Here is a 25,804-nt window from a genome sequence, read left to right on the forward strand (position 1 = left end):
AACACTGCAGCCATGAGCGAAACCCTTCCCGCGAACAACGACAACCACCTGCGCGTGATCGAAGCGCTGTACAGCGGTCATCACGGCTGGCTGTACGCCACGCTGAAGAAAAAACTGGGTAACGCCATGGATGCGGCGGATCTGGCGCAGGATACCTTCACCCGGATCCTCGCCTCCCAGGTCACGACCATCGAGCAGCCCCGGGCATACCTGAGTTGCGTGGCGAAGGGCATCCTCATCAACTGGTATCAGCGCAAGGCACTGGAACGCGCCTACCTTGATGCCCTCGCGCATTTGCCTGCGCCGGAAGTGCCCTCACCCGAGTTGCGTTTCGTGGTGCTGGAAACCCTGCACGAAATCGACGCAATGCTCGACACCCTGCCGCCGCTGGTCAAACGCGCATTCCTGCTGTCGCAGATCGGCGGTTTGAAATACGCCGACATCGCCGAGCAGCTGGACGTCTCGCTGATCACCGTCAAGCGCTACATGAAACAGGCTTTCGTGCAGTGCCTGATGCTGGTGGAATGAATGCTCACGCGTCGCAGTGAACCGCCGCTTGATCCGAAGATCCTCGAAGAAGCCGCCGAGTGGCTGATGCGCCTGAGTGAAAACGACCTCAGCGAAACCGAGCGCGCGGAATGGGAATACTGGAAAGTCAGCAGTCCCGAGCGCAATCGGGCGTGGGCACGCGCGCAGTTGCTGCAAAGCAAGTTTGGCGGCCTGCCACCGTCGCTGGCGATGTCGGCACTGGATCGCCCGAGCAACCCGGAACGCCGCGCAGCCCTCGGCAAACTGGCCTTGCTGTTGGCGGCGGTGCCCGCCGGTTGGGGCAGCTGGAAACTGGCGCAATCGCAACAATGGTCCGCCGATTACCACACTGCCGTGGGCCAGCGCCGCGAACTGACCCTGGCCGATGGCTCGCAAATCACCCTGAACACCGACACGGCCATCGACGTCCTTTTCGACACCCGGCAGCGCCTCATCAATCTGCGCGAAGGCGAAATCCTCGTGCAGACCGCGCCGGACAACGCCGCGCAGCCTCGGCCCTTTCTGGTCAGCACCCGTCAAGGCCGAATGCAGGCGCTGGGCACGCGCTTCACCGTTCGTGAATGGCAGCCGCGCACCCAACTCGCGGTACTCGAAGGCGCTGTGCAGGTCGAGCTGGCCGACAGCCCCCAGAGCGCGCCGATCATCGTCAACGCCGGGCAACGTACCGACTTTTCATCGCAGGCTTTTGGCTCACTGAACCCGACCGACCGCAACGTCGGCGCCTGGACCCAAGGCATGCTGATGGCCGACAAGATGCGCCTGGCGGATTTCGTCGTCGAACTGGCGCGCTATCGCCGGGGTTTCGTGCGCTGCGACCCGGCCATTGCCGACTTGCGCATTTCCGGGGCCTTTCCCATCAGTGACACCCAACGTTCGCTGAACATGCTGGCGCAGACCTATCCCGTGCACATCTCCGGGCACTTGAGCGGTTACTGGGTGACGCTCTCACCCGCCTGAGCAAAAAAATCACCTCGCAGGTGATACTTTTTTTGATCTCGGCTGGCAATGAAAGGAACAACCATTCCACCTCGTCCATAGGGTCACTCCTTCATGCTCGTTGCACGACCCTTGCCTCCGGATCGTCTGCTACTAAAGCCCGTTCTACGCAGTGTGTTGCTCAGCGTTGTGCTGGGCCTGGCCGGTGGCACGTTCGCTCTGGCCGCCGGACCGGCGCAACTGGATGCGGTGACCGTTCGAGCCTACAACATCGCGCCTGGGCCGCTCGGCGTGACCCTGTCGAGTTTTGCTGTGGACGCCGGGATTGCCCTGTCGTTTCAACCATCGATCACCGAAGGCCTCGTCAGCCCGGGACTGTCAGGCAGCTACTCGGTCCAGGACGCGGTGTCCCGTCTGCTGGAAGGCAGCGGCCTGGAAATGGTCGCCCGCAGCGACGGCACCTGGACGCTGGTGGTACGCCGGGTCACGCTGTCGGACACCACGATCGAAGGCACCGACAAGCGCAGCGACAGCCTGCCATCGGTGCTCCCGGGCGGTCAGGCCGCTCGCGGCGGACGTCTCGGCATGCTGGGCAACCGCGACGCGATGGACACCCCGTTCAGCGTCAGCAGCTACACCTCGACGCTGATCAAGGACCAGCAGGCTGTCACCGTCGGCGACTTGCTGGAGCGTGACTCTTCGGTGCGTTCCACGGGACAGGCCGGAGGGATTGTCGACTCGTTCTTCATCCGTGGCTTTCCCGTCGGCGAAGGCAACCTCGGTGAACTGGCGTTCGACGGCGTGTACGGCGTGGCCTCCAATTACCGGGTGTTCACCGAATACGCGGAACGCATCGAACTGGTCAAAGGCCCCGGCGCCCTGCTCTACGGCATGTCACCCAACAGCGGCGTCGGCGGCGTGATCAACGTGGTACCCAAACGTTCGCTGGACGAAGACCTGACCCGCTTTACCACCAGTTACGCCTTGAATACCCAGGTCGGCGGTCACGTCGATGTCAGCCGCCGCTTCGGCGAAGAACGCCGGTTCGGGGTGCGAATCAATGGCAGCGTCCAGCAAGGTGAAACGGCCATCGACAAACAATCGCGGGAAGTCGGCATCGGCGCGATTTCCCTCGACTATCAGGGCGACCGACTGCGCACCACCCTGGATCTGATCAACCAGAAAGAGAGCTTTGACGCCGCGTCCCGACCGTTTCTGATCGCTCCCGGCGTGGAGATTCCTTCAGCAGCCAACGGGCGCACCAGCGTCAGCCAGGAATGGGGCTGGTCGGAAACCCGCGATAAATCGGCGTTATTGGGTGGCGAGTACGACCTCAACGATAACCTGACAGTGTTCGCCCATGCTGGCGGAGGCCGATCGGATGTCGCGCGCATGTCCGACCAGACACCGACCATCATCAACGAAGCGGGCGACACCTCGTCGATCCCCGGCTATTACAAATTCGAAGTCCAGCGCTACACCGTCGACGCGGGTGCACGCCTGCGTTTCGACACCGGGCCGATCAGTCACAGCGCTGCCCTGCAAGTCACCCGTTACCGCGATAACTTGTCCCGGGGCATTATTTCCGGGCCGGCGATCCTGTCGAACATCTACCACCCGATCGACCGTCCGAAACCCGCGATCGCCAAACCGGATACGCCAAAGGTCTCCGAAAGCGAACTGTCGGGCGTGGCCCTCGCCGACACCCTGTCGGTGCTCGACGAACGCCTTCAAGTCACGCTCGGCGTGCGCCAGCAAAACATCAAATCGGATAACTACAACGCGGCCGGCTTCGTCACCACACATTACGACAAGAGCAAATCCACGCCGCTGTTCGGGGTTGTCGTCAAGCCCTGGGATCATGTCGCGTTCTACTACAACTACGTCGAAGGCCTGAGCAAGGGTGACATCGCGCCGTCCGCCGCCTCCAACGCGGGCGAGATCTTTTCCCCTTATGTGTCCCGGCAGCAGGAAGTCGGGGTCAAGCTCGACTACGGCCGTTTCATGTCCACCATCGCCCTGTTTCAGCTTGAAAAGCCCAGCGGCGAATTGGCATCCGGGGTGTTCGCGGTCAATGGCGAACAACGCAACCGTGGCGTCGAACTGAACATGGCCGGCGAGATCGCATCAGGCACGCGCCTGCTCGGTGGCGTGACGCTGCTCGACGGCGAACTGACCCGCACCGGCGTCGCCGCCAACCGTGGCAACAAACCGGTTGGCGTTCCCGAAGTGCAAGCCAACCTCTGGGCCGAGTGGGACGTCCCGCAAGTCGAAGGCCTGACGTTGACCAGCGGCGCCATTTACACCGGCAGCCAATACGTCGATCAAGCCAATACCCAACAACTGGACGCCTGGACCCGCTTCGATGTCGGCGCCCGCTACGCCACGCGCATCGCCGAACGACCGACCACTTTCCGGGCCACCGTGCAGAACGTGTTCGACCGAGAATATTGGTCAGGCGTCGCCTCTTACGGCGCGTTCTCTCAAGGCGCACCTCGGACCCTGTTGCTCTCGGCCACTGTCGATTTCTGAAACGTCCGGCCCGGTGCGGCGCCTGGCGTCGTGGTCCGATCCGGCTTTTGCAAAGGCATACACCATGGTTAACGTTTTTCGCCGCCGCCAGACCTTCGCCGCCCTGCTGTTTGCGGGGCTGCTGGGCCTGTCCTTGTCTTCCTTGATGCCGAGCAGCGCGCAGGCTGCCGAGCCGGATCCGGCCCTGGGCACCGTGACTGATTTGCAGGGCCGCACGGTCAAGGTTCACCTGCCGGTCCGCCGGGTGATCCTGGGTGAAGGTCGGCAGTTGTATCTGGTGGCCGCGCTGGATACGCAGAACCCCATCGAACGCATCGTCGGCTGGCGCAAGGACCTGATCCAGTCGGACCCGGACACTTATAACGCCTACCTGCGCAAATTCCCCGACATTGCCAAGATCCCGACCTTCGGCGGTTTCGAGAGCGGCACCTTCGACATCGAACAGGCGATTTCCCAGAAGCCTGACGTGATCATCCTCAACATCGAAGCCCAACACGCGACCGAGGATGCACGCTACATCGAGAAACTCGACGCCCTGGGCATTCCGGTGGTGTACGTCGACTTTCGCAACAACCCCATGCAGAACACCGAGCCGACCATGCGCCTGTTCGGCAAGTTGTTCGGCAAGGAACAACGCGCGGAGGCCTTCATCGATTTTCGTAACCAGCAGATCCATCGCGTCACCGACGTCATCGAAAAGCGCCACCCTGCCCGTCCCAGCGTGTTCATCGAGCGCATAGGCGGCTACACCGATGACTGCTGCCTGAGTTTCGGCAACGAGAACTTCGGTCTTTTCGTCGACATGGCCGGCGGCAACAACATCGCCCGTCGGATCATTCCGAGTACCTTCGGGCAACTGAACCCTGAGCAAGTGATCGTCGCCAATCCCGACCATGTCGTCGTTACCAGCGCCGACTGGGAAGCCTTTGCGCCGGGCGGCCACTGGGTCGGCGTCGGCCCGGGCGCGGACCTGGCCGAAGCCCGGCGCAAACTGGCCTGGTACACCCAGCGCCCGGCCTATGCCGGCATCAAGGCGCAGAACACTCAAGCCTTTCATGCGATCTGGCACCAGTTCTACAACAGCCCTTACCAGTTCGTGGCCATCCAGCAATTGGCCAAATGGTTCCACCCGGAACTGTTCGCCGATCTTGACCCGGATGCCGCGTTTCGCGAGTTGCACGAGCGGTTTCTGCCAGTGCCTTACGAGCCAGGCTATTTCGTCAGTCTGCAAAAAACCGAGGCCAAACCATGAGTTCGCTGGGCGAAGCACCGATTGTGCAGAGTGTCACTTACCGTCGACTGGTGCTGCGTAAACGGCTGATTCTGCTTGGGCTGTCCGTGCTGCTGATCTTCAGCGTGCTGCTCGACCTGGCGCTCGGCCCGGCCCGTTACAGCCTCAGCGAAGTGCTTGGCGCGTTGATTTCACCGGATACCGCATCGGCACAAGTGCGCGTGGTGATGTGGGACATCCGTCTGCCGGTGGCGTTGATGGCGGTCGCTGTCGGCGCGGCGCTGTCGCTGGCCGGTGCGCAGATGCAGACCATCCTCAACAACCCGCTCGCCAGCCCCTTCACCCTCGGCATTTCTGCGGCGGCCGGTTTCGGTGCGGCGCTGGGGCTGGCGTTTGGCGTGGCGCTGTTTCCGCTGGCGGCGCAATACATGGTGCCGCTCAATGCGTTCATCATGGCGATGCTCTCGGCGCTGCTGATTCACTTCATGAGCATGCGTCGCGGAGTGACGGCCGAAACCATCGTGCTACTCGGTATCGCCCTGGTGTTTACCTTCAATGCGCTGCTGGCGCTGGTGCAGTTCTTTGCCACCGAACAAGCCGTGGCGGCCGTGGTGTTCTGGACCATGGGCAGTCTGACCAAAGCCACGTGGCCGAAACTCGGGGTGATCTGCGTGGTGATCCTCATCACTCTGCCGATCTTCGCCAAACGCGCGTGGGCGATGACCGCCCTGCGCCTGGGCGATGACAAGGCCGCCAGTTTCGGTATCAACGTGCGCAGCCTGCGTTTTCAGACGCTGATCATGGTCAGCCTGCTCGCGTCGTTTCCGGTGGCGTTCGTCGGCACGATCGGTTTTATCGGGCTGGTCGGGCCGCACATTGCGCGGATGCTGATTGGCGAGGATCAGCGGTTTTTCCTGCCGGCCTCGTTGCTGACCGGTGCGCTGATCCTGTCCGCCAGTTCGGTGGTCAGCAAGACGCTGATCCCGGGGGCGATATTCCCCATCGGCGTGGTCACGTCACTGATCGGCGTGCCGTTCTTCATTTCTCTGATTCTCAACGGAAAGAAAAACTCATGGTGAAGATCCGGCTCGACAACATCGGCGCCCGCTACGGGCAGCGCGAGATCATTTCCGGTGTCAGCACCGCGATGTTTACCGGCGGCCAGGTCGTGGCGGTGGTCGGGCCCAATGCGGCGGGCAAATCGACGTTGTTCAAACGCATGGCCGGGCTGATCGACGGCCCGGGCGAAGTGATTCTCGAAGGTTCGAAGAAAGGTACCCAAGGCATCAGCTATATGCCCCAGGGCCTGAACGCCAGCGCCCGGTTGACGGTGTATGAATCGGTGCTGCTGGCGCGCAAGCAACTGACGCCCAACTGGTCGGTTCACGACGATGAATTGCAATTGGTGGACGAGATTCTCGATGCGCTCGGGATCACCGAACTGTCGTTCCGCAACCTCGGCGAACTGAGCGGTGGCCAGCAACAGTTGGTGTCAATCGCCCAGACCCTGGTGCGCGAGCCGGAAATCCTGTTGATGGACGAACCCACCAGCGCACTCGACATGCACCGGCAAGTTCAGGTGCTGAACTTCATGAAAGCCCTGGCGCGCCGGCGCGAAGTGATCGTATTCATCGCCATTCACGACCTGAATCAGGCGCTGCGCTTTGCCGATCAGGTGCTGGTGATTGCCGGCGGCACGGCCCATGGCAGCGGGCCGAGCCATGAAGTCATCACCGAGCCGATGCTGCGCACGGTTTACAAGGTCGAGGCACGAATCGAGCAATGCAGCCGCGGGCAGCACCATATTCTGATCGACGATATTGTTTGAGGGTTACCCCGTCAGACTGCAAAGGCAGGGATGCCGAAAGCTATTGGGTGTCGGGTAAAAACGTCAGGCAAGCGAAACCGGTCTTGGTACGCCATTGCTGGATGGCTGAACACTCTCCCGATCGCCGGCCAGGCTCAAATTTCCAGCTCTCGTGTCACCTCTTTATCGGGTGGCAACACAATAAAATCCCGCCATGCCATCAAGGCTTTTTCAAAGGATTCCAGACTGAGAAATTCACAATAATCGTCTTCCATCAGGAAATAGATCTTTACGGAGTCCTTTGAAAACTCTGATCCCCAATCTTCACGACCCCAGCTATCGAATTCGACCTTTGACTCCTTCACCGATTTGATCCGCGCCAGACCCACGTCTATCCACTCCAGCGAGTGTATATGCCCGCAGCCCCCATCATCGGTCAGGATGCAAGACAAAGGGCTCGCACCATCGTCCTTCATGACGTTTGAACTACAGTGCGGAAACAAGTCGTCGAACGCTTCTTCCCAGGAGAATCGCAATTTCATTTTTGGTTCCATGCACCAGAGATAACTGATCGATAGGGTTTGACACTCAAGCACCAGCCTCAGAGCAGACTCCACGACACCCCGACATACATCGCCATGCCCTCGCCCGGCGTTGAGCGTGCGGCATCCAGTCCTTTATCGTCATAGCCCGGCGTAACTGTAGCGGCGTAGTGCTTGTCGGTCAGGTTGCGCATGTCCAGCCAGGTCTGCCAGTCGCCCTTGGGTGCGTTGTAACCGAGGGTCGCGCCGAAGGTGGCGTAAGGGTCGGCGTAGTAGCTATTGGCGTAATCCACCGCCACTTTCGACACCAGTTGCGTGTTGACGGCGGCGAAGAAGCCCTGCGGGAAGTCGTAGCGCAGTTCGCCCTGGTAGTAATGCATCGGCAAGCCCGGCAAGCGGTTGTCGCCGAAGCGATCGTCGTCGCGGTAATGGAAATCGCTGAAGGTGTAGGCCTGGCGCAGGCTCAGCTTGCCGCCATCGTTCGCCGACCACAGATTGCTGTTGAGGCTCGCCTCCACACCTTGGTGCACCGTAGGACTGGCATTGAGTTCATAAGGCGTGGTGGCGTTAGCATCCGGCAATACCGAGAGCAATTCGTGGCGCACCTGGGCGTAGTACCACGCCAGGCTCCATTCGCCGAGTGCGCTGTCGCCACGGCCGCCGAGTTCCAGGGTGGTCGCGGTCTGGTTCTGCAGTTTGACCGGATCACGCTGGGTGCCGGTGGCGGCGCCGCTGCCGGCCGGGAACCGTACGTTGGAGCTGTAGATCAGCGACCACGGATGCGGCGCTTCAACCGAGCGGCTGAGGTTGCCGAACAGTTGCAGGTCTGGCGTCACCTGATAGCGCAGACCCAGGCGTGGCGCGTAGTCCCAGTCACCGAGGCTGGTCTTGCCGCCACCCTCCGGGTAGGTCACGGCACTTTCGCGGCGAGTGTAGATCGCGGCTAGGCCGGTGGTCAGCCACAGGTCGTCGGCGATTTCCAGGTCGTTGCCCACATGCAGAACAGAATCCGAACCCTGATAAGTGAAGTTGCGCATGTGCGTACCCGGCGCATAGCCGGCGGTGTTGCCGGTGGGAATCCGCACCAGCTCGCTCGCACCGTCGTTAGGCAAATGTTTGGTCACCCGCAGGCCGACCGTGCTGTGGCTTTCGAGGCCCCAGAGGGTGTCGCGGCGCTTGTAGTCGAACGTGCCGCTGACATCGGTGTACGCCACTTTCAGACGGTTCGGGCCTTCGCGCAGGTCCATCGGGTAGTCGTGATAAACGAGGCCGGTCTGGATGCTCGAATCGTCGTCGATGTAATACGTGGTCTTGTTGCCGATGAAGGTGCTGCCGGGCTGATCGCGGCTGTCGTTGCGCGTCACGTAGGCCGGGTTGGCCGCCCGTGGATCGTGCTCGATGGCGTGCTTGGTCACCCGCCCGGCGAGGTCGTTGTCGGTCTCGCGGTGACGAATGTAGAAGCGGGTTTCCAGATTCGGATTGAAGCGATAACCGAAGTTGGCAATCACGCCCTGGCTCTTGCTCGCGGTGTGATCCTGATAACCGTCGGAGTGTGCATCGGTCATCGACAGGTAGTAATCGAAGTCGCCCAGCACCTGGCCCGAGCTGACTTGCCGCTGGGCATAACCGTGGCTGCCCATGACGTAGCGCACATTCAACCGAGGTGCGTCGTAGCCGGTGTGGCTGACGTAATCGACTGCACCGCCCAGTGCCAGGGCCCCACGATCGAAACCGTTGGCACCGCGCAGCACTTCCACATGGTCGAGCCACAGCGGTTCCAGCAACTCATAGGGCGTACCGCCGGGGCCGGTCAGCGGCAGACCGTCGAGCATCGTGTACAGCCCCGACGCGTGAGCACCAGGAGCCCGATTGATGCCCGAACCACGAATCGAGATTTTCACCCCCTCGTTGCCCGCCGACTGGGCATACACCCCCGGCTGATACGCCAGCACATCCTGATTGCTCGCCACCCGCCCCTGCATCGGGCGGCGCATATCGACCACGTTGGTGCCACCGGGCACCTGTGCCAAGCGGGCCTTGGCCTCCTCCAGCGAAAGGTCTTCGCCGCTCTGGTCTTCAGCCCCGATCAGCACCTGCCCCAACTCCATGCCCTGAGACTCGGCTTCCACCGGACAAGCAAGGGCCAGCCCCAGCAATGCAGCGGGCAGTGTTTTGAGCGAGGGCATCGAGAGAACTCCAGACAGACAGAAACGGGCAGTGAGAACTGCGACGTATGAATGAACGAAGTAAACACATGGTGATTTTGTTTTTTGTCAGGTAAACAGGCGGCTGAAATGCTGGATTGTGATTTGAACGAGGGAGATGCAGGGATGGCCGAAGCAGTATTGAAGACGAAACTGGTCAATTTTCTGGCCCCCAGCGGACTCTGGGTTGGCGGGAAGGTGACGGTGACCCACTCCACGATTTTCATGAACGCCAATGCCATGAACCGTATGGTTCAGGACGGGGTTCTGGATATTGAAATCCCCATGGCATCGATTCGAAAGGTCAGCCTGGAATGGGGGTTCATGACCAAGATTGTGTGTCTGGAAACCGACTACGGCTACTTTTACTTCCGTTGTTTCGGGGCGAAAGAGATGGTGTCAATGATTACCAAAATGTACGTGTCGCGGGCCTTGCAACGCACCTAGTGAACGGGACTTGATTCAAATGCCCTTGAGCCCTCGGACCTCTCTGATCGGCATCAAGGGCTCGGGGCCAATCTCAGGCAGCGCCCGCGAAGTCAGCGTCCATCGCGGGCCGGTCGTAATCGAGGAGATACGCTTGATGCCGGTGATACAGCCTTGAAAGCAGATCCTTGTTGGGCCCGACCACGTCCATTCCTCGGTCGTCGTAAGGGAAAACCATCACTTCGGCCTTCAAATTGAACAGGTAGACCGCGCAGCGTGGATTCGGCGCAATGGCGCCAAAATCCGTGGCCAGTGCGCACCAGAGCAATGCTTGAAGCAACCTTACGGGCGCCTCGAATGCGAGGTTGATCCAGTACTCGGGTTCGCTTTCGCAGAACCAGTCATCCGGATCAGTGCGTTCACTCCAGATCGAGCGTGCTGCAGGTATCTCGATGCCAGCCGACCGAAGGGCCTGAAGCAACGCTCGATGGGCAAATCGCTGACCGCCGGAGTGAAAGCGCAGACAGGTCACCAGCGTGGGCTCGCCACTGAAAATGTCGGTGCAGATCTCGGTCGATTTTCGCAAGGCCAACAGGAACTGTTCGATCATCCCTCCCGTTTCGGAGAGTTCGAAACGCAGTCCTCCCGGGCAGGAATAAAACAGCGGCCTTGCGAAGGCCTGGTCGGTAAAAATCCGCTCGATTTCAAGATGAAGATTCACTGAAGTCCTTTCCGGTCAATATGGCTCGGGCGGCTATCGCGCCTTATCAATTCTTGCACTTGGCCACCACCACCTGGCAGGTACCGGGTGTCCCGCCGGAGCGGCCGGCGTAGCGCATGCAGTTATCCATGGATTTTTTCTGTGCCTGGCCCAGGGTCGATCCCCAGGCCAGACCACCCTCGCCCATCGTCGGCACCGCTTTGGCATAGCAGCGATCACCGGTGGTCGCGTAGTGAGCCTTGCTTGAGCAGGACGCTGTGAGCGTCAACAGGATCGCGCACAGGCCATACGAGCATCGGCGTACCCAGATTTCGCTCATCTCGTTTCACCTGCAGCAAAGGGGGCTGACGTGTTCAGTCTAGCCGCGATGACTCGCAAGCCGCTCATTGTTCCGTCGCCTGTCGATACTGACGCGGCGTGAATCCGGTCGAGGCCTTGAATTGTCGGGTAAAAGCGCTGTGATCGGTATAGCCGCATTGCAGTGCAACCTCGGTGATCGGCATGTCGGTGTGAAGCAAGCGATGGGCATGTTCCAGTCGTACTTTCTGGATCATCTGCCGTGGCGTCAGGTGGAACACCCGTTTGCAGTAGCGCTCCAGCTGCGCCACCGAGATACCGGCGATCCGGGTCAGTTCACCCAGCGTCACCCGGCGATTGAAATGCGCGCGGATGTGTTCGTCGACAGCGGCCAGACGCTCGAAGGCCGGGTGAGTTTCGCTGGCCGATTGCAGGTCCACCGAAATCCCCGCCAGACCGATGATCGCGCCGTCGCGGTTGTACAGCGGTCGTTTATGGGTCAGGCACCAGCCCGGTTCGCGACTGCCGTACAGGTGCAATTCCAGCTGATCCTCCAGCACCCACCCTTCTTCCAGCACCCGACGGTCCTGCTCGGTGTAGCCCGGCCCCAGTTGCGCCGGGAATACCTGCGCGCTGGTTTTACCGAGCAACGGCTTCAGGTCTTTCAACCCGCATCGCTGCACCAGCGTGCGGTTGGCCATGACATAACGCGCCTCGACATCCTTGATGAAAATCGCTGCATTCGGAATCACATCCAGCATCGGCAACAACGCAGCCACGCCCGCCACCAAGGCTTCGAGAGTCTGGGGGCGATTGCGCTCATCACCCTCGCACAGGATCGCAAATGCGTTCTGCATCGTCAGTTTTTCCTTCGCGGATGGATCGGCTGTACGGCGTTCGCGTGCAGATTGCAGCAACGTCCGCAGACTGTCGAGGCCTGCTGTCGCTCAGTGCAATTGTGCTGATTTCGTCATCCAGACCTGCGCAAAACATCAATCGCCCGACGCCTGATGAGTTCACTGTTTAGCCGTTCCAGTGACTTCACACCTGCCTATCCAATAACTCACAAGAAGGCGATGCCATGTCAGGCCAAGGCAAGTTCAAAAAACAACTTTCATTGATCGACCTCACCTTTATCGGGCTCGGGGCGATCTTCGGTTCGGGCTGGTTATTCGCGGCCAGTCACGTCTCCGCGATTGCCGGGCCGGCCGGGATTTTCTCCTGGCTGCTGGGTGGTTTCGCCGTGTTGCTGCTGGGCATCGTCTACTGCGAACTGGGCGCGGCGTTGCCCCGCGCCGGCGGTGTGGTGCGTTATCCGGTCTACAGCCACGGGCCGCTGCTGGGTTACCTGATGGGCTTCATCACGCTGATCGCGTTTTCCAGTCTGGTGGCGATCGAAGTGGTTGCCTCGCGCCAATATGCGGCGGCGTGGTTTCCCGGCCTGACCAAGACCGGCAGCGGTGATCCGACAGTGCTGGGCTGGCTGGTGCAGTTCGGTCTGCTCTGCGTGTTCTTCCTGCTCAATTACCGCAGCGTGAAAACCTTCGCCAAGGCCAACAATCTGGTGAGCGTGTTCAAGTTCATCGTGCCGCTGCTGGTGATCGGCGTGCTGTTCACCTTCTTCAAACCCGAAAACTTCCAGGTTCAAGGCTTCGCCCCCTTCGGGCTCTCGGGCATCGAGATGGCCGTTTCCGCTGGCGGCGTCATCTTCGCCTACCTCGGCCTGACCCCGATCATCTCGGTGGCCAGTGAAGTGAAAAATCCACAGCGCACCATTCCGATTGCGCTGATTCTTTCCGTGCTGCTGTCCACCGCGATCTACGTGTTGCTGCAAACGGCTTTCCTCGGCGGCATCCCTACCGAATTGCTCGCCAATGGCTGGGCCGGGGTTTCCAAGGAATTTGCCCTGCCGTATCGCGACATCGCCCTGGCGCTCGGTGTGGGCTGGCTGGCCTATCTGGTGGTGGCCGACGCGGTGATCTCGCCCAGCGGCTGCGGCAACATCTACATGAACGCCACGCCACGAGTGATCTACGGCTGGGCGCAGACCGGCACCTTCTTCAAAATCTTCACCCGCATCGATGAGAAGTCCGGCATCCCGCGCCCGGCACTGTGGCTGACCTTCGCCCTGTCAGTGTTCTGGACCCTGCCGTTCCCGTCCTGGGAAGCGCTGATCAACGTGGTGTCCGCCGCACTGGTATTGAGCTACGCCGTGGCCCCGGTCACCGTCGCCGCGCTGCGTCGCAATGCACCCGACATGCCGCGCCCGTTCCGGGTCAAGTGCATGGGCGTGCTGGGGCCGGTGTCGTTCATCATCGCCGCGCTGATCGTCTACTGGTCGGGCTGGGACACCGTGTCCTGGCTGCTCGGCCTGCAGATCCTGATGTTTGTCGTGTACCTGCTGTGTGGTCGTTTCGTACCGACCCAGCATCTGAGCCTTGCCCATCAAGTGCGCTCATCCGCGTGGCTGATCGCCTTCTACGCCGTGACCATCGTCCTGTCGAAACTCGGCACCTTCGGTGGTCTGGGCATCCTCGCCCACCCTTTCGACACGCTGGTCGTCGCCGCTTTCGCCACCGGCATTTATTACTGGGGCGCCGCCACTGGCGTACCGGCGCATCTGCTGCGCCTGGAGTCCGAAGAGGATGAAAGCGAAGTCACTTCGACGTCCCCGGCCTCCACTTCCAACCCGCGCGCTGCCGGCGCTTATTGAAATCTCTTGAAGGGACACGTCCATGAAACGAGTACACGTCATTGATTCGCACACCGGCGGCGAACCCACGCGCCTGGTGATGAAGGGTTTCCCCGATCTGCCCGGCAACACCATGGCCGAAAAACGCGACGCCCTGCGCAACCAGCACGACTGCTGGCGCCGGGCCTGCCTGCTGGAACCGCGCGGCAACGATGTGCTGGTGGGTGCGCTGTATTGCGAACCGGTGTCGCCGGACGCCACCTGCGGCGTGATCTTCTTCAACAACGCCGGTTATCTGGGCATGTGCGGCCACGGCACCATCGGTCTGGTGGCCTCCTTGCAGCACCTGGGGCTTATCGCCCCGGGCGTGCACAAGATCGACACGCCGGTCGGCCCGGTCAGCGCGACGTTGCATGAAGACGGTGCCGTGACCTTGGGCAACGTGCCGGCTTATCGATTGCGCAAACAAGTGGCGGTTGAGGTGCCGGGGTACGGCCGTTTCCTCGGCGATATCGCCTATGGCGGCAACTGGTTTTTCCTGGTGTCGGAGCACGGACAGACGCTGACGATGGACAACGTCGAAACCCTGACCGACTTCACCTGGAAAATGCTCAAGGCCCTCGAGGACCAGGGCATTCATGGCGAGGACGGTGCTGTCATCGACCACATCGAACTGTTCGCCGATGACGACCACGCCGACAGCCGCAACTTCGTCATGTGCCCCGGCAAAGCCTACGACCGTTCACCGTGCGGCACCGGCACCAGCGCCAAACTCGCTTGCCTGGCCGCCGACGAAAAACTGGCGCCCGGCGAGCGCTGGGTACAGGCAAGCATCACCGGCAGCCAGTTCGAAGGCCGCTTCGAATGGGAAGGCGAACGCGTGCGCCCGTTCATCACCGGTCGCGCCTATATGACCGCCGACAGCACGCTGCTGATCGACGAAACAGATCCATTCGCGTGGGGCATCTGAGCCGCTGCGCTGCTTTTCCAATCCAATCCGAATGACCGTTCCAAGGAGAACAATAATGAGCGACAACATCTTCACCGGCTGCATGCCCGCCCTGATGACCCCGTGCACCGCCGCACGCAAACCGGATTTCGACGCCTTGGTGGCCAAGGGTCGCGAGCTGATCGATACCGGCATGAGCGCCGTGGTCTATTGCGGTTCCATGGGTGACTGGCCGCTGCTCACCGAGGCCGAGCGTCAGGAAGGCGTGGCGCGCCTGGTGGCCGCCGGGATTCCGACCATTGTCGGTACGGGCGCCATCAACACCCGTGAAGCAGTCTCCCATGCTGCCCATGCCGCAAAAGTCGGTGCTCAGGGTTTGATGGTGATTCCACGGGTGCTGTCCCGTGGTGCTTCGCTCGCCGCGCAAAAAGCCCACTTTGCCGCGATTCTGCAGGCCGCGCCGAACTTGCCGTCGGTGATCTACAACAGCCCTTACTACGGCTTCGCGACCCGCGCCGACCTGTTCTTCGAACTGCGCCGCGAGTACCCGAACCTGATCGGCTTCAAGGAATTCGGCGGTGCCGCCGACCTGCGCTACGCCGCCGAGCACATCACCTCCAAGGACGATGACGTGACCCTGATGGTGGGTGTCGATACTCAAGTGGTGCACGGCTTCGTCAACTGCAACGCCACCGGTGCGATCACCGGCATCGGCAACGCCCTGCCCCACGAAGTGCTGCAACTGGTGGCGCTGAGCAAACAGGCGGCCAAGGGTGACGCCAAGGCACGACGTCAGGCCCGGGAGCTGGAATCGGCGCTGGCGGTGCTGTCGTCCTTCGACGAGGGCACGGATCTGGTGCTGTATTACAAACACCTGATGGTGCTCAACGGCGACAAGGAATACACCCTGCATTTCAACGAGACCGATGCCCTGAGCGACTCGCAGCGTCGCTACGCGGAAGCCCAGTACGCGCTGTTCCGTCACTGGTACGAAAACTGGTCGGCGGAACAGAAATTCGCCTGACCGGCCGCTTCGCTTCAGCCCGCTGCCCACATCCGCGGCGGGCCTTCATTCTTTTCCAGGAACCTGCCATGTCTCTTACGGGCAAACTGCTGATCGGTCAGCACACCATCACCGGCGACCGCGACATCATCCGGGGGATCAACCCGGCCACTGATGCACCGCTGGAACCGGCTTATGCCGGCGGCTCCGCCGAGCACGTCGAACAAGCCTGCGCTCTGGCCTGGGCTGCGTTCGACCGCTATCGCGAGACAGCGCTGGACGCACGCGCCGAATTCATCGAAACCATCGCCAACGAAATCGAAGCCCTCGGCGATGAGTTGATTGAACGCGCCATGGCCGAAACCGGCCTGCCGCGCCCTCGCCTGTTGGGCGAACGCGGGCGTACCTGCCAGCAATTGCGGCTGTTCGCTCGTACTGTACGAGCCGGCGAATGGTTGGATGTGCGCATCGACAGCGCCCAACCACAGCGTCAGCCAATGCCACGTTCGGATCTGCGTCAACGTCAGATTGCGCTGGGGCCGGTGGCGGTGTTCGGCGCGAGCAATTTCCCCCTCGCGTTCTCCGTCGCTGGCGGCGATACCGCTTCGGCACTGGCCGCCGGCTGCCCGGTGATCGTCAAGGCCCACGGCGCCCACCCCGGCACCAGCGAACTGGTCGGCCGCGCCGTGGCTCGGGCCGTCAAGGCGTGCGGTTTGCCTGAGGGCGTGTTCTCGTTGTTGTACGGTTCCGGGCGCGAGGTCGGCATTGCGCTGGTCAGCGATCCACGCATCAAAGCGGTGGGGTTCACCGGTTCGCGCAGTGGGGGCCTCGCGCTGATCACAGCGGCTCAGGCTCGCCCCGAACCGATTCCGGTGTATGCGGAAATGAGTTCGATCAACCCGGTGCTACTGTTTCCCGCCGCGTTGCACAATCGCCCGCAAGCGCTGGCAGAAGGATTTGTCGCCTCGCTCACGTTGGGCGCCGGGCAGTTCTGCACCAATCCCGGGCTGGTGATCGCCCTCAAGGGGCCAGCGCTGGACACCTTCATTGGCGCCGCCGCCGAGCTCATCCAGCGCAGCCCGGCCCAGACCATGCTCACCCCCGGCATCTTCAATGCTTACGAGTGCAGCGTGAATGCACTGGCGGAAAATCCGCGCGCACGTCTTGCAGTGGTCGGCCAGAGAGGAACAGGTGCGAATCAGGGGCAGGCCCATGTCTTCGTCACCGATGCTGCGGACTTTCTTGCCGATCACGCGCTGCAAGCCGAAGCGTTTGGCGCGGCGTCTCTGGTCGTGCAATGCGCCGGCCACGATGAGGTCCGTCAGGTGCTCGAACAGCTGGAAGGTCAACTGACCGCCACGCTGCATCTGGATGACGCGGATCTGGATAAGGCCCGTTCATTGCTGCCGACACTGGAACGCAAGGCCGGACGCTTGCTGGTCAACGGCTGGCCGACCGGTGTGGAAGTGTGCGATGCGATGGTGCATGGCGGACCGTTCCCGGCCACGTCCGACCCGCGCACCACGTCGGTCGGCACGGCGGCGATCCTGCGATTCCTGCGCCCGGTCTGCTATCAGGACTTCCCCGACGCCTTGCTGCCCTCCGCACTCAAACAGGCCAATCCACTGGCACTGCGACGCCTGCTCGATGGCCAAAGGGAAGCCTGAAACCATGCCGAACATCACCCATGACATCGCCGTGGTCGGCGCCGGCATCATCGGCGTTGCCTGCGCCCTGCGTCTGGCGCGACAGGGTTTGCAGGTGGTCGTGATCGACCCGCAGGAACCCGGTCACGGCGCATCGTTCGGTAACGCCGGACACCTGGCGACCGAGCAGGTTTTTCCGATTGCCGATCTGTCGATCCTCAAGCGCTTGCCGGCCATGCTCATGGACCCGATGGGGCCGCTGCGCCTGGACTGGAAATACCTGCCCTGCGCCCTGCCCTGGTTCACTCGGCTGTTGCTGAATCTGCGGTCGGCGCCGTTCCAGCGCACCGTGGCGGGTCTGCGAGCACTCAATGAAAGCTCGCTGGAGGCCTGGCACCGGTTGCTCGGTGACATCCAGCGGCCCGACCTGCTGAAAGTGGAAGGTTCGCTGCTGGTGTTCGAACGTCCCGACTCGCGCCCGGCCATTGAAGCGTTGCAGGCGCGGTTGCGTCAGCAGCAGGTGCCGGTCGATTTATGGCAGGCGGCTACGGTGCGTGACAGCGCACCGCAACTGAGCGAACACCTTCAGGGCGGGCTGTTTTTCCCGAGCACCGGGCACTTCATCGATCCGTACCGAGTGGTGTGTGAACTGGTCAGCGCCGCGAAGACCAGCGGCGTGCAGTTTGTGAAGCAACGGGTCGAGGGCGGGCAACTGGATGCACAGGGCGTTTCGCTCAATACCGGAACCGGCAACTTGAACGCCCGTCGAGTACTGATCGCCTGCGGTGCTCACTCGGCCAGGCTGACGACAGCGCTGACGGGCAAGAAAGTGCCGCTGGACACCGAGCGTGGTTATCACCTGATGCTGCCTCAGGAACACAACCGGCTGCCCTTCCCCGTTACGTCACTGGAACGCAAGTTCATCATGACGCCGATGTCCGAAGGCTTGCGCCTGGCGGGCACCGTCGAATTCGCCGGGCTTGAAGCGCCGCCGACCATGGCACGCGCCTGGCAGTTGCATCGGTTGAGCAAGGGGTTGTTCCGTGAGGCGTTGAGTGCCGAGGCGGCCACTCCGTGGATGGGGTTCAGGCCTTCGCTACCGGACTCGCTGCCGATCATCGATCAGACAGACGACGGCAAGGTACTGCTCGCGTTCGGTCATCAGCATCTGGGGTTGACCCAGGCGGCGGTGACGGCGGAGCTCGTGTTGCGGATGGTTTCGCCGCTGGCAGCGACTCGGGGTGAGGAACTGCCGAGTGTCGAGCCTTACAGGCTGGATCGTTTCTGAAAACGCGAAAGGCCTGCTTTTGAGGGCAGGCCTTTCGCTTGGCGATAAATTTTCAGGAAGGCATTAGCCAGTGTCGTTCAGTGGTCCATCCGAGAAACACCTTCCCGCCTTCGCGCTTCTGGCGACTCTCAGTCAACGGATGCCCGGATGCTGCTATACGCAACCCGATCATGGCCGGTAAAAACTTTTCCTGAAACTCACTGGATTGAGCCGCAAAATGCATTTCAATGGTCTTGAGTGCACCCTGCAACTGAACCGGATCCAGCATCGACAAATAAAACAACATCTGACGCCAGGCATAGGCCGTATTTTTCAACATGACCAAGCGTGCGTGGTAAAGCCGGATCTGAATTTGTTGGCGACGGCAAACCCATTCGAAGCACGACTGAGCCATTGCACTCAGGCGATCATGCAACACCTCTCTCAGTCCCAGAACACCAAACAGCGTTGCCAGATTCTGTGTTGTCACGATCTGTTGCTGCTCGATAATGGTGCCGTTGGTTGCAGGATGCCGGGTACCGATATCGACATTTGCACGCTGAGCGCACAGTCGGGCCAGCGCATCGTTGTTGTTTGTCGAACGTTGCCAATACGTTTTGGTGCGCCTCGATTTCGGCGGGTCGGGAAGGCCTGCCAACTGATCCGTATCGATATCGTAATATCGGGCGTAAAGCGATCCAGTCAACATACGGGCTGATTGCCTGGCGGCCTTCACGAATTTATTCGAGAAAGCGCCCATGAAGATGTCTGCCGCGACCTCCTCCACGATTGGAAGATCCAGCTTCGCCGTTTCAACCAGGGACGAAAATTCCTGAAGCAATTTGTTCGGAATAATCGCTTGTGGAAACGCCGAGAGAGTCAGTGCTGACGCTTCGATCAGGGCCTGTTTGGCGCCTTCGACCGCAGATACGTTCGCTTCATACTCACTTTCAAGCGCAGACACCCACGGAATATCTCCGATTTTCACCTGACGTTGCATATCCAATAGCAACAAAGAGCGTCGACGCCTGAAAGCTCGATACGTAGCGACAGACAATGTCTTCAGCGTTGCATCTCGATATCCCGCACTACAGATTTCCGCTGTCATGGCCGGCAGTACTCGCGCCACCGTATCTCCGGATGTAATCACACCCTGGTCAATCAACTCCGCGACGGTTCCCTTGCGACAGCGTTCGAGGCGTCGACGAACCGAGGGGGGAACGGCGTCTCCAACCATTAATGCATGTAGGTTCGCTTCCTCATTGGTGATGGGTTCCAACAGAGGGGAAAAGTCAGAAATACCTTCAGAGTCTGGATAACTCGTCAGACGCGCGGAGACAGCCTTGGCAATCAGATGATGTGCCGACGCGTTCACGTGATGGCGTTGCTTTGCTCGCTTATTGGAGTGTGCTTCGGATTCTGGATGGCCATGCTTGGCCAGAAAGTCATCGACAATCTTCCGGATGCGTCCCACTTGACGCCCCGTCAGCGATGCCGGATCAAAGGAGCACTGTTTGAGCAATGCATGCAACTCCACCACCCGGTTCATGGAGGAGCCTGCACTGCGGGGATCAGACTCCAATGTCTTTTCAAACTGTGCGCCAAGCGCAATTGCACGTTCGAACCAACCCTCAGGGTAATACCTGCAAGGCCAGCTTTCCTGATAGGTCAGAAGGAAAAGCGAGATGGCTGCGTCGTAGAGAGGCAAGCTGTTTTCGACAACGTGTTTTTGAACAGCCACACGCGGTTGAGGTGCAAGAGTGGCCAAACGCTGGCTGATATAACCGACATTAAAAACCTCAACTTCAGCCACCGAGAATGCTTGCTTGTCAGTCACTGTCGGAAAGAAACGTAGTCGTTCGAAAAAAGGCGCAATCCGCTCAATCAGCGTTCGTGCTTCCTCGATGCGCTGGTGCTTCAGAAACCAGGCAACTGTCAGCAGCGCAGCCTCTTCCGGCACATCGATTTGATAATTCCCTTTCGCCAGACACTCTTGCAGCGATCCAACGCCTTCATCTGAAAGATGCCAGGTATTTAAATCGAGTCGTTCAAACCCGACGCGAATGCCGGGGATCAATGCAGCCAACCGGCGCTCATAAAGCGTTAACTCGCCGCCGGCCAGAAGCTTGCCAGTGGCAAAGCCGCCAGTGGCCACCTCCAACGTGACCCATTCGGGCAAATCCGCAAACGGTGTGCGTGAACCGTACAGCGCGTTGCCCTGCACGAGATGCTCGACAACCTGTCGCCAACGCTCAATCCGATCAAGCATTTGTGGGTCAGCGTCGTTTTCTCGTGCCGCGGTCAGCGCTCGAGATAGTTGAAAGTGCGCATAACCGTCATTTATCCCGACAAACGCATCCGATTCACTATCGTGCCTGGACATACTTCCTTGCGACCCTGCGTTGTAATGGGTCCGGGGGCTGGATTCGAACCAGCGCCCACCCGGTTAAGAGCCGAGTGTTCTACCGCTGAACTACCCCGGAACAGAGCGCGCATTGTCGACTGGCAATGAAAAGATGTGAAGCTCAATCTTGGGGATTTTGTTGCAGTTTGGTTCTGATCCTTCATCTTTTGATGAACCGGCGTCATGCTATGCTCAGAACACGTAGACAAGGGTTTTCCAAATGACTAAACCAGCCGCTGACAGTGTTGCAACCGAGGTTCGCAAGCTTGCCAAGGAACATCACGTCACCGCCGACCGTGACAGCATGAGCTGCATGGCGGTGACCATTACGCGCCTGGCGGGTGATGTCGTTGAGCTGGATGGCGTTGAGCAATTACTCGTCAATCTCAAAAGGAAAGGTGTTCTGAACAAATCGGAAATCATGACATTTCAAGGGCGTTATCTTGAGGAAAAGAGGCGGTCCAAAAAGAAGCTGAGCGCATGATGTTCGACCCTTTCGGCGATTTTGACACTAACGGCTATCTTCAAAATTCACTGAAGCTGAAAGATCCCCTCGAGGTAAAAGAATCTGAACATCTCGCTTTCGAAGCGAGTCTCGAAGACGCTCTTGCCTATCTGGCCAAGAGAAAACCCATCGATTACAAATCTGTCCTCAAAACGCACGAAATCCTGTTTTCCGGTTTCTATCCATGGGCCGGAAAGGACAGGAACGAACTCGTACCCCACCTCGCCGTTTTCAAGGGATCAAAAGACGATCCTCGCCACACGGTTTTTGAACGTCCCGACCTCATCAGAAGGTCTGTGGAATACGCCCTTGAACTTGCTGCAAACAAAGAGCGTTTCAGAGAACGTCCGGGAGAAGTAATGGGCCAGCTCGCATCTGCTCACCCTTTTCTGGATGGCAATGGGCGCACGATCCTGCTCATTTACATGGAACTGTGCTACCGCACAAGATTCGCCATTGATTGGTCAAATACGAACAAAGACGACTACCTGCGAGCACTCAGTGATGAGATCCAAAACCCATTCAAAGGCCATCTCGACGACTATCTGAAGCCCTACGTTCTCGATATCTCCAGCCGTGACGAATGGCCGGAAATGATCGGTGGAATAAAGGGTCTGGATGGGCTGGATAAAGAAGGCATTACCTACGAGAACCTCGACAGTCCAGAAGTGCAGCGGCTCTATAAAACGTATAGAACACTGCCCATCGAATGACCTTCACGTTTAGAGGACCGCAGTAGAAACAAAAGGCCTGCTTTTGAGAGCAGGCCTTTCACATTTTTCGCAGTATTCGATCAACCCTGACGAGCCGTCAGCGCCGCGTAGCCATTCATCAAATTGCGATAGTTCGGAATCCGCTGCGACAGCAGGTTGCCCAGCCCTTCAATGTCGTTGCGCCAGTCGCGGTGCAGCTCACAGGCCACCGAGAACCAGTTCATCATCTGTGCGCCGGCCTGGGTCATGCGGTTCCACGCGGCTTGTTGCACGGTGGTGTTGAAGGTGCCGGAGGCATCGGTCACCACGAACACGTCAAACCCTTCCGCCAGCGCCGACAAGGTCGGGAACGCCACGCACACGTCGGTCACCACACCGGCAATGATGATCTGCTTGCGGCCGGTGGCCTTGATGGCCTTGACGAAGTCTTCGTTGTCCCAGGCGTTGATCTGGCCCGGGCGGGCAATGTAGGGCGCATCCGGGAACATTTCCTTGAGTTCCGGCACCAGCGGGCCGTTCGGGCCTTGCTCGAAACTGGTGGTGAGGATGGTCGGCAACTCAAAGAATTTGGCCAGGTCGGCCAATGCCAGCACGTTGTTCTTGAACTCGTTCGGCGAGAAGTCCTGGACCAGCGAAATCAGACCGGTCTGGTGATCGACCAGCAGAACCACGGCGTCGTCTTTGTTCAGGCGGTTGTAGGTTGCAGTGCTCATGTTGAATCCCTTTTTAGTTGTGGAAGTTCGCTTGCGTTCAAGATGGGCACAGATTAATGACTCGCCTGAAAGCGATAAATCACCTGCAAAGCGTTTAACCGTCAACTCAGAAGAGACAATCAGCGCAAACCGAGGCTCAATCACGCTGCGGTCCCGAACTTCCTGCCGATCCTTGTCATAATGTCCGCCAGCATTACGTTCAGAACGACATTCAAGGAAAAGTTGATGCTCGGACGCAACACGCAAGAGCCAACTGCAAACAAGGCGCAGCACCCCGCCAGCAAAGCCGTGAAGGCCGGCTCGACCTTCCGGCTGACGGTCAGCTTCATGCTGGTTGTGGTCGTGGCGTTTCTGGCGGTCGAGAGCTGGCGGACGTGGCGTGACTATCGTTCGGTCTTTGCGTCTGCGCGCGATTCGGTGACCAACCTGGCCCGCGCCACGGCCCAGCACGCCGAAGACACGATTCGCCAGGTCGATGTGGTCACCGCCGGGCTGGCCGAGCGTGTCGAAGGTGACGGACTGCAGAACCTCGATGTCCCGCGCATTCACAAGCTGCTGGTGCAGCAATCGAAAATCATGCCGCAGTTGCATGGCCTGTTCATCTACGGCCCGGACGGCCACTGGATCGTGACCGACAAAGAGGTCACCCCCGAAACAGCCAACAACGCCGACCGCGATTATTTCCAGTACCACCGCACTCACGAGGATAGGCAAGTGCGCATCGGCCAGGTGGTCGAGAGCCGCTCCACCCATGACCTGATCATTCCCATCTCCCGTCGCTTGAACAACCCTGATGGCTCGTTCGCAGGCGTGCTGCTGGGGACGGTCAAGGTCAGTTATTTCGTCGACTATTACGGCGATTTCCGCATCGATGACAAAGGCGCACTGGTGTTGGCCATGCGTGACGGCACGATTCTGGTTCGCCGTCCTTTCATCGCCTCCGTGGTGGGCAAAAGCCTGGCGAACAGCGAGATCTTCAAGACTTACCTGCCCGCCTCCAACGAAGGCATCGCCCAGATCCGAGCGGTGGTCGATGACACTGAACGGCTTTATGGCTATCGCGCCTTGACCACCTATCCGCTAGTGGTTGAGGCGGGCCTGTCGAAAGATTCCATCACCGCGCCATGGCGTCGGGACTTGCTGAAAAACGGCTTCGTGCTGATTTTTCTGATCCTGGTCCTCGCCGGTTTTGGACTGATCGTGCTGAGCCAGTTGCGCCAGCGGATCGCGATGGAGCGGGAGATCCGTTCCGCCCACCAGGCCATGCGCGACATGGCACTAACCGACAGCCTCACCGGGCTCGGCAACCGCCGGCGCCTGGACAACGCGCTGACGGACGAGATTCGTCTGGCCCGGCGCCAGGGCTCATCGCTGTCGTTGATCATGCTCGATGTCGACCACTTCAAACGCTACAACGACCGCTATGGTCACGCCGCCGGCGACGACTGCCTGAACGCCGTCGGACGCGCGATCCAGCAAGCGGTCAAACGCCCCGGCGACCTCGCCGTCCGCTACGGTGGCGAAGAGTTCACCGTGCTGCTGCCCAACACCGAGAACGCCGGCGCCATTCAAGTCGCCGAGGACATCCTGCAAGCCATCCGCTCGCTGGAACTGGAACACTCCGGGCATCCCCTCGGGTACGTCACGGCCAGCGCCGGCATTGCGACCCGCCATCCGGTTGACGACACAGTGACGCCGGCCATGCTGCTGCAGTCGGCGGATACCTGCCTGTATCAGGCGAAGCGGCTGGGGCGCAATCGTTGGTGTTCGGCGGATGAGTCGGTGTGATCGATGGCAGCGGGTGACGGCCGGTGGTACAAGCTCGATTCCACGTCAGTTGCCCGTCAGAATCGAAACTGAACCTCAGCCCCTGAACGCACGCATTATTTCTTCAACCACCGGCCTCGCGTATTTCTCACTGGGATCAGTCCCCGGCGGATCCTCGCTGCGGATCCATTCACCCAGATCAAACGCCTGATAGAGCGAGAAGGCGGGCTCAGGCATATCGTCAGTCATGCCGACCTCAACCACGGCATTGATGACTCCGTTCATCACACCATCGCAAAATTCATAGTCCAGCGATCTCTCCAGATAGCTTTCCGCAATCGCTACGGAGAGCTCGTTCAGTAGATCTCGCGGTGTCATTCCGAATTTCGCGCACGTGACGGCAAGATCACTCAGCGTTAATCCATTGACCTCGGCTTCCACCGAAAGCGCCTTGAGTTCGTTGTCCGGTAGCATCCTGGGCATGGGGCTCTTCCGGCCAGACGCGAAGGTAGCGCCCGGCTCACTCATAAAACTTTCCGGCCAGCAGAATGGCTGCGCAACGCTGCCACACGTTCGATACCGCTCTTTCGTTTGAGATGGACCGGCTGCTTGAATCAGCCCACGCGGCCGCGGCATCGAGAAACGAGTCAACGGATCCGTTTTCCCACTCTGAAGCGCCGGCCCAATCGAGCGTTGAAGGTGACAGCTCTTCCAGTGATCGCTCGTGGGCAAAATCAGCACCCAGCGCCTGGATGAAGCGAATGAACGAGGCTTCATCGCTGACATGTACCAACAATTCATCAAGATCCAAAGGGTCAGACATGAGTTTCCAGGCTTGGTGTTCGGGAGGCGCCATGCTGCGATACAGCAGCATGGACGGTCAACTTCAAACCCGGGCAA

General features: G+C 60.1%; 24 protein-coding genes and 1 tRNA gene. 15 read left to right on the plus strand and 10 right to left on the minus strand.

Annotated features, from left to right (window positions below; genetic code table 11):
- The first annotated feature begins 12 nt into the window (after window positions 1-12).
- From AC07N4_RS11425 to AC07N4_RS11450, 6 genes are all read left to right on the plus strand, one after another.
- Window positions 13-528, plus strand: coding sequence for a sigma-70 family RNA polymerase sigma factor (locus tag AC07N4_RS11425; protein ID WP_039771138.1), 516 nt, complete (start codon window positions 13-15; stop codon window positions 526-528).
- Window positions 529-1,506 (plus strand): FecR domain-containing protein, encoded by a 978-nt coding sequence (locus AC07N4_RS11430; protein WP_493066237.1) that lies wholly within the window; start codon window positions 529-531, stop codon window positions 1,504-1,506. It begins immediately after the preceding gene.
- Between the two features lie 93 nt (window positions 1,507-1,599).
- Window positions 1,600-4,017: a TonB-dependent siderophore receptor gene (locus AC07N4_RS11435; protein ID WP_493066236.1), complete on the plus strand. Its 2,418-nt coding sequence runs from the start codon at window positions 1,600-1,602 to the stop codon at window positions 4,015-4,017.
- 64 nt (window positions 4,018-4,081) lie between these two features.
- Entirely contained in the window at window positions 4,082-5,269 is a 1,188-nt protein-coding gene (locus AC07N4_RS11440) for an ABC transporter substrate-binding protein (protein ID WP_102622455.1), read from the plus strand.
- Window positions 5,266-6,327: a FecCD family ABC transporter permease gene (locus AC07N4_RS11445; protein WP_096820687.1), complete on the plus strand. Its 1,062-nt coding sequence runs from the start codon at window positions 5,266-5,268 to the stop codon at window positions 6,325-6,327. Before AC07N4_RS11440 ends, AC07N4_RS11445 begins: the two co-directional genes overlap by 4 nt.
- The gene (locus AC07N4_RS11450; protein ID WP_102622453.1) at window positions 6,321-7,076 is read left to right on the plus strand and encodes an ABC transporter ATP-binding protein; all 756 of its coding nucleotides are present in this window, start codon (window positions 6,321-6,323) and stop codon (window positions 7,074-7,076) included. The genes AC07N4_RS11445 and AC07N4_RS11450 overlap by 7 nt, the downstream gene beginning before the upstream one ends.
- Before the next feature lie 134 nt (window positions 7,077-7,210).
- On the opposite strand, the gene AC07N4_RS11455 is transcribed toward AC07N4_RS11450, so the two are convergent.
- Together AC07N4_RS11455 and AC07N4_RS11460 are read right to left on the minus strand one after the other, a co-directional pair.
- Complete coding sequence (locus AC07N4_RS11455; protein ID WP_096820685.1) at window positions 7,211-7,597, minus strand: DUF5376 family protein; 387 nt, start codon at window positions 7,595-7,597, stop codon at window positions 7,211-7,213.
- A gap of 59 nt (window positions 7,598-7,656) precedes the next feature.
- Window positions 7,657-9,783, minus strand: coding sequence for a TonB-dependent receptor family protein (locus AC07N4_RS11460; protein WP_493066235.1), 2,127 nt, complete (start codon window positions 9,781-9,783; stop codon window positions 7,657-7,659).
- A gap of 144 nt (window positions 9,784-9,927) precedes the next feature.
- Here AC07N4_RS11460 and AC07N4_RS11465 point away from each other — a divergent pair, with 144 nt between their 5' ends.
- On the plus strand, window positions 9,928-10,248 hold the full coding sequence (locus AC07N4_RS11465; protein WP_102622474.1) for a hypothetical protein: 321 nt from the start codon (window positions 9,928-9,930) through the stop codon (window positions 10,246-10,248).
- 73 nt (window positions 10,249-10,321) lie between these two features.
- Here the strand turns inward: AC07N4_RS11465 and AC07N4_RS11470 are convergent, their stop codons facing one another.
- From AC07N4_RS11470 to AC07N4_RS11480, 3 genes are all read right to left on the minus strand, one after another.
- The gene (locus tag AC07N4_RS11470; protein ID WP_493066234.1) at window positions 10,322-10,948 is read right to left on the minus strand and encodes a DUF3885 domain-containing protein; all 627 of its coding nucleotides are present in this window, start codon (window positions 10,946-10,948) and stop codon (window positions 10,322-10,324) included.
- A 46-nt stretch (window positions 10,949-10,994) separates the two neighbouring features.
- Window positions 10,995-11,267 (minus strand): hypothetical protein, encoded by a 273-nt coding sequence (locus tag AC07N4_RS11475; protein ID WP_102622450.1) that lies wholly within the window; start codon window positions 11,265-11,267, stop codon window positions 10,995-10,997.
- Between the two features lie 64 nt (window positions 11,268-11,331).
- On the minus strand, window positions 11,332-12,102 hold the full coding sequence (locus tag AC07N4_RS11480) for an AraC family transcriptional regulator (protein WP_096820681.1): 771 nt from the start codon (window positions 12,100-12,102) through the stop codon (window positions 11,332-11,334).
- A 224-nt stretch (window positions 12,103-12,326) separates the two neighbouring features.
- Between AC07N4_RS11480 and AC07N4_RS11485 the strand changes: the two genes are divergently transcribed.
- The 5 genes from AC07N4_RS11485 to AC07N4_RS11505 all read left to right on the plus strand — a co-directional run bounded on the left by AC07N4_RS11485 (window position 12,327) and on the right by AC07N4_RS11505 (window position 18,823).
- Window positions 12,327-13,958, plus strand: a complete 1,632-nt coding sequence (locus AC07N4_RS11485; protein WP_493066233.1) for an APC family permease — start codon at window positions 12,327-12,329, stop codon at window positions 13,956-13,958.
- A gap of 22 nt (window positions 13,959-13,980) precedes the next feature.
- Entirely contained in the window at window positions 13,981-14,907 is a 927-nt protein-coding gene (locus AC07N4_RS11490; RefSeq protein ID WP_493066232.1) for a 4-hydroxyproline epimerase, read from the plus strand.
- A 55-nt stretch (window positions 14,908-14,962) separates the two neighbouring features.
- On the plus strand, window positions 14,963-15,910 hold the full coding sequence (locus tag AC07N4_RS11495; RefSeq protein WP_493066231.1) for a dihydrodipicolinate synthase family protein: 948 nt from the start codon (window positions 14,963-14,965) through the stop codon (window positions 15,908-15,910).
- A gap of 68 nt (window positions 15,911-15,978) precedes the next feature.
- On the plus strand, window positions 15,979-17,556 hold the full coding sequence (locus AC07N4_RS11500; protein WP_493066230.1) for an aldehyde dehydrogenase (NADP(+)): 1,578 nt from the start codon (window positions 15,979-15,981) through the stop codon (window positions 17,554-17,556).
- A gap of 4 nt (window positions 17,557-17,560) precedes the next feature.
- The gene (locus AC07N4_RS11505; protein WP_493066229.1) at window positions 17,561-18,823 is read left to right on the plus strand and encodes an NAD(P)/FAD-dependent oxidoreductase; all 1,263 of its coding nucleotides are present in this window, start codon (window positions 17,561-17,563) and stop codon (window positions 18,821-18,823) included.
- A gap of 52 nt (window positions 18,824-18,875) precedes the next feature.
- On the opposite strand, the gene AC07N4_RS11510 is transcribed toward AC07N4_RS11505, so the two are convergent.
- Window positions 18,876-21,185 carry a hypothetical protein gene (locus AC07N4_RS11510; RefSeq protein WP_493066228.1) on the minus strand — a complete coding sequence of 770 codons (2,310 nt, stop codon included), beginning with the start codon at window positions 21,183-21,185 and terminating at the stop codon, window positions 18,876-18,878.
- Between the two features lie 25 nt (window positions 21,186-21,210).
- A tRNA-Lys gene (locus AC07N4_RS11515) sits at window positions 21,211-21,285 on the minus strand.
- A 141-nt stretch (window positions 21,286-21,426) separates the two neighbouring features.
- On the opposite strand from AC07N4_RS11515, the gene AC07N4_RS11520 reads away from it, so the two are divergent.
- Both AC07N4_RS11520 and AC07N4_RS11525 read left to right on the plus strand, forming a co-directional pair.
- Window positions 21,427-21,690, plus strand: coding sequence for a hypothetical protein (locus AC07N4_RS11520; RefSeq protein WP_102622442.1), 264 nt, complete (start codon window positions 21,427-21,429; stop codon window positions 21,688-21,690).
- Window positions 21,687-22,424 (plus strand): Fic/DOC family protein, encoded by a 738-nt coding sequence (locus tag AC07N4_RS11525; RefSeq protein ID WP_493066227.1) that lies wholly within the window; start codon window positions 21,687-21,689, stop codon window positions 22,422-22,424. The genes AC07N4_RS11520 and AC07N4_RS11525 overlap by 4 nt, the downstream gene beginning before the upstream one ends.
- Window positions 22,425-22,504: 80 nt before the next feature.
- On the opposite strand, the gene ycaC is transcribed toward AC07N4_RS11525, so the two are convergent.
- On the minus strand, window positions 22,505-23,137 hold the full coding sequence (gene ycaC, locus AC07N4_RS11530) for an isochorismate family cysteine hydrolase YcaC (protein ID WP_085708478.1): 633 nt from the start codon (window positions 23,135-23,137) through the stop codon (window positions 22,505-22,507).
- Window positions 23,138-23,362: 225 nt separating this feature from the next.
- Between ycaC and AC07N4_RS11535 the strand changes: the two genes are divergently transcribed.
- Window positions 23,363-24,925 (plus strand): sensor domain-containing diguanylate cyclase, encoded by a 1,563-nt coding sequence (locus tag AC07N4_RS11535; protein WP_493066226.1) that lies wholly within the window; start codon window positions 23,363-23,365, stop codon window positions 24,923-24,925.
- A gap of 75 nt (window positions 24,926-25,000) precedes the next feature.
- On the opposite strand, the gene AC07N4_RS11540 is transcribed toward AC07N4_RS11535, so the two are convergent.
- Entirely contained in the window at window positions 25,001-25,432 is a 432-nt protein-coding gene (locus AC07N4_RS11540) for a hypothetical protein (RefSeq protein ID WP_493066225.1), read from the minus strand.
- On the minus strand, window positions 25,425-25,778 hold the full coding sequence (locus AC07N4_RS11545; protein ID WP_493066224.1) for a DUF7660 family protein: 354 nt from the start codon (window positions 25,776-25,778) through the stop codon (window positions 25,425-25,427). Before AC07N4_RS11545 ends, AC07N4_RS11540 begins: the two co-directional genes overlap by 8 nt.
- Window positions 25,779-25,804 lie beyond the last annotated feature (26 nt).

It is taken from the genome of Pseudomonas sp. GW821-FHT09E04 (assembly GCF_059416185.1).

Coding starts and splice junctions, on each gene's coding strand:
- AC07N4_RS11480 (WP_096820681.1), bottom strand. CDS start 12,102: ATGCAGAACGCATTTGCGATCCTGTGCGAGGGTGATGAGCGCAATCGC.
- AC07N4_RS11495 (WP_493066231.1), top strand. CDS start 14,963: ATGAGCGACAACATCTTCACCGGCTGCATGCCCGCCCTGATGACCCCG.
- AC07N4_RS11520 (WP_102622442.1), top strand. CDS start 21,427: ATGACTAAACCAGCCGCTGACAGTGTTGCAACCGAGGTTCGCAAGCTT.
- AC07N4_RS11490 (WP_493066232.1), top strand. CDS start 13,981: ATGAAACGAGTACACGTCATTGATTCGCACACCGGCGGCGAACCCACG.
- AC07N4_RS11510 (WP_493066228.1), bottom strand. CDS start 21,185: ATGTCCAGGCACGATAGTGAATCGGATGCGTTTGTCGGGATAAATGAC.
- AC07N4_RS11535 (WP_493066226.1), top strand. CDS start 23,363: ATGCTCGGACGCAACACGCAAGAGCCAACTGCAAACAAGGCGCAGCAC.
- AC07N4_RS11475 (WP_102622450.1), bottom strand. CDS start 11,267: ATGAGCGAAATCTGGGTACGCCGATGCTCGTATGGCCTGTGCGCGATC.
- AC07N4_RS11445 (WP_096820687.1), top strand. CDS start 5,266: ATGAGTTCGCTGGGCGAAGCACCGATTGTGCAGAGTGTCACTTACCGT.
- AC07N4_RS11450 (WP_102622453.1), top strand. CDS start 6,321: ATGGTGAAGATCCGGCTCGACAACATCGGCGCCCGCTACGGGCAGCGC.
- AC07N4_RS11525 (WP_493066227.1), top strand. CDS start 21,687: ATGATGTTCGACCCTTTCGGCGATTTTGACACTAACGGCTATCTTCAA.
- AC07N4_RS11505 (WP_493066229.1), top strand. CDS start 17,561: ATGCCGAACATCACCCATGACATCGCCGTGGTCGGCGCCGGCATCATC.
- AC07N4_RS11540 (WP_493066225.1), bottom strand. CDS start 25,432: ATGAGTGAGCCGGGCGCTACCTTCGCGTCTGGCCGGAAGAGCCCCATG.
- AC07N4_RS11500 (WP_493066230.1), top strand. CDS start 15,979: ATGTCTCTTACGGGCAAACTGCTGATCGGTCAGCACACCATCACCGGC.
- AC07N4_RS11460 (WP_493066235.1), bottom strand. CDS start 9,783: ATGCCCTCGCTCAAAACACTGCCCGCTGCATTGCTGGGGCTGGCCCTT.
- AC07N4_RS11545 (WP_493066224.1), bottom strand. CDS start 25,778: ATGCTGCTGTATCGCAGCATGGCGCCTCCCGAACACCAAGCCTGGAAA.
- AC07N4_RS11440 (WP_102622455.1), top strand. CDS start 4,082: ATGGTTAACGTTTTTCGCCGCCGCCAGACCTTCGCCGCCCTGCTGTTT.
- ycaC (WP_085708478.1), bottom strand. CDS start 23,137: ATGAGCACTGCAACCTACAACCGCCTGAACAAAGACGACGCCGTGGTT.
- AC07N4_RS11435 (WP_493066236.1), top strand. CDS start 1,600: ATGCTCGTTGCACGACCCTTGCCTCCGGATCGTCTGCTACTAAAGCCC.
- AC07N4_RS11425 (WP_039771138.1), top strand. CDS start 13: ATGAGCGAAACCCTTCCCGCGAACAACGACAACCACCTGCGCGTGATC.
- AC07N4_RS11455 (WP_096820685.1), bottom strand. CDS start 7,597: ATGAAATTGCGATTCTCCTGGGAAGAAGCGTTCGACGACTTGTTTCCG.
- AC07N4_RS11485 (WP_493066233.1), top strand. CDS start 12,327: ATGTCAGGCCAAGGCAAGTTCAAAAAACAACTTTCATTGATCGACCTC.
- AC07N4_RS11430 (WP_493066237.1), top strand. CDS start 529: ATGCTCACGCGTCGCAGTGAACCGCCGCTTGATCCGAAGATCCTCGAA.
- AC07N4_RS11465 (WP_102622474.1), top strand. CDS start 9,928: ATGGCCGAAGCAGTATTGAAGACGAAACTGGTCAATTTTCTGGCCCCC.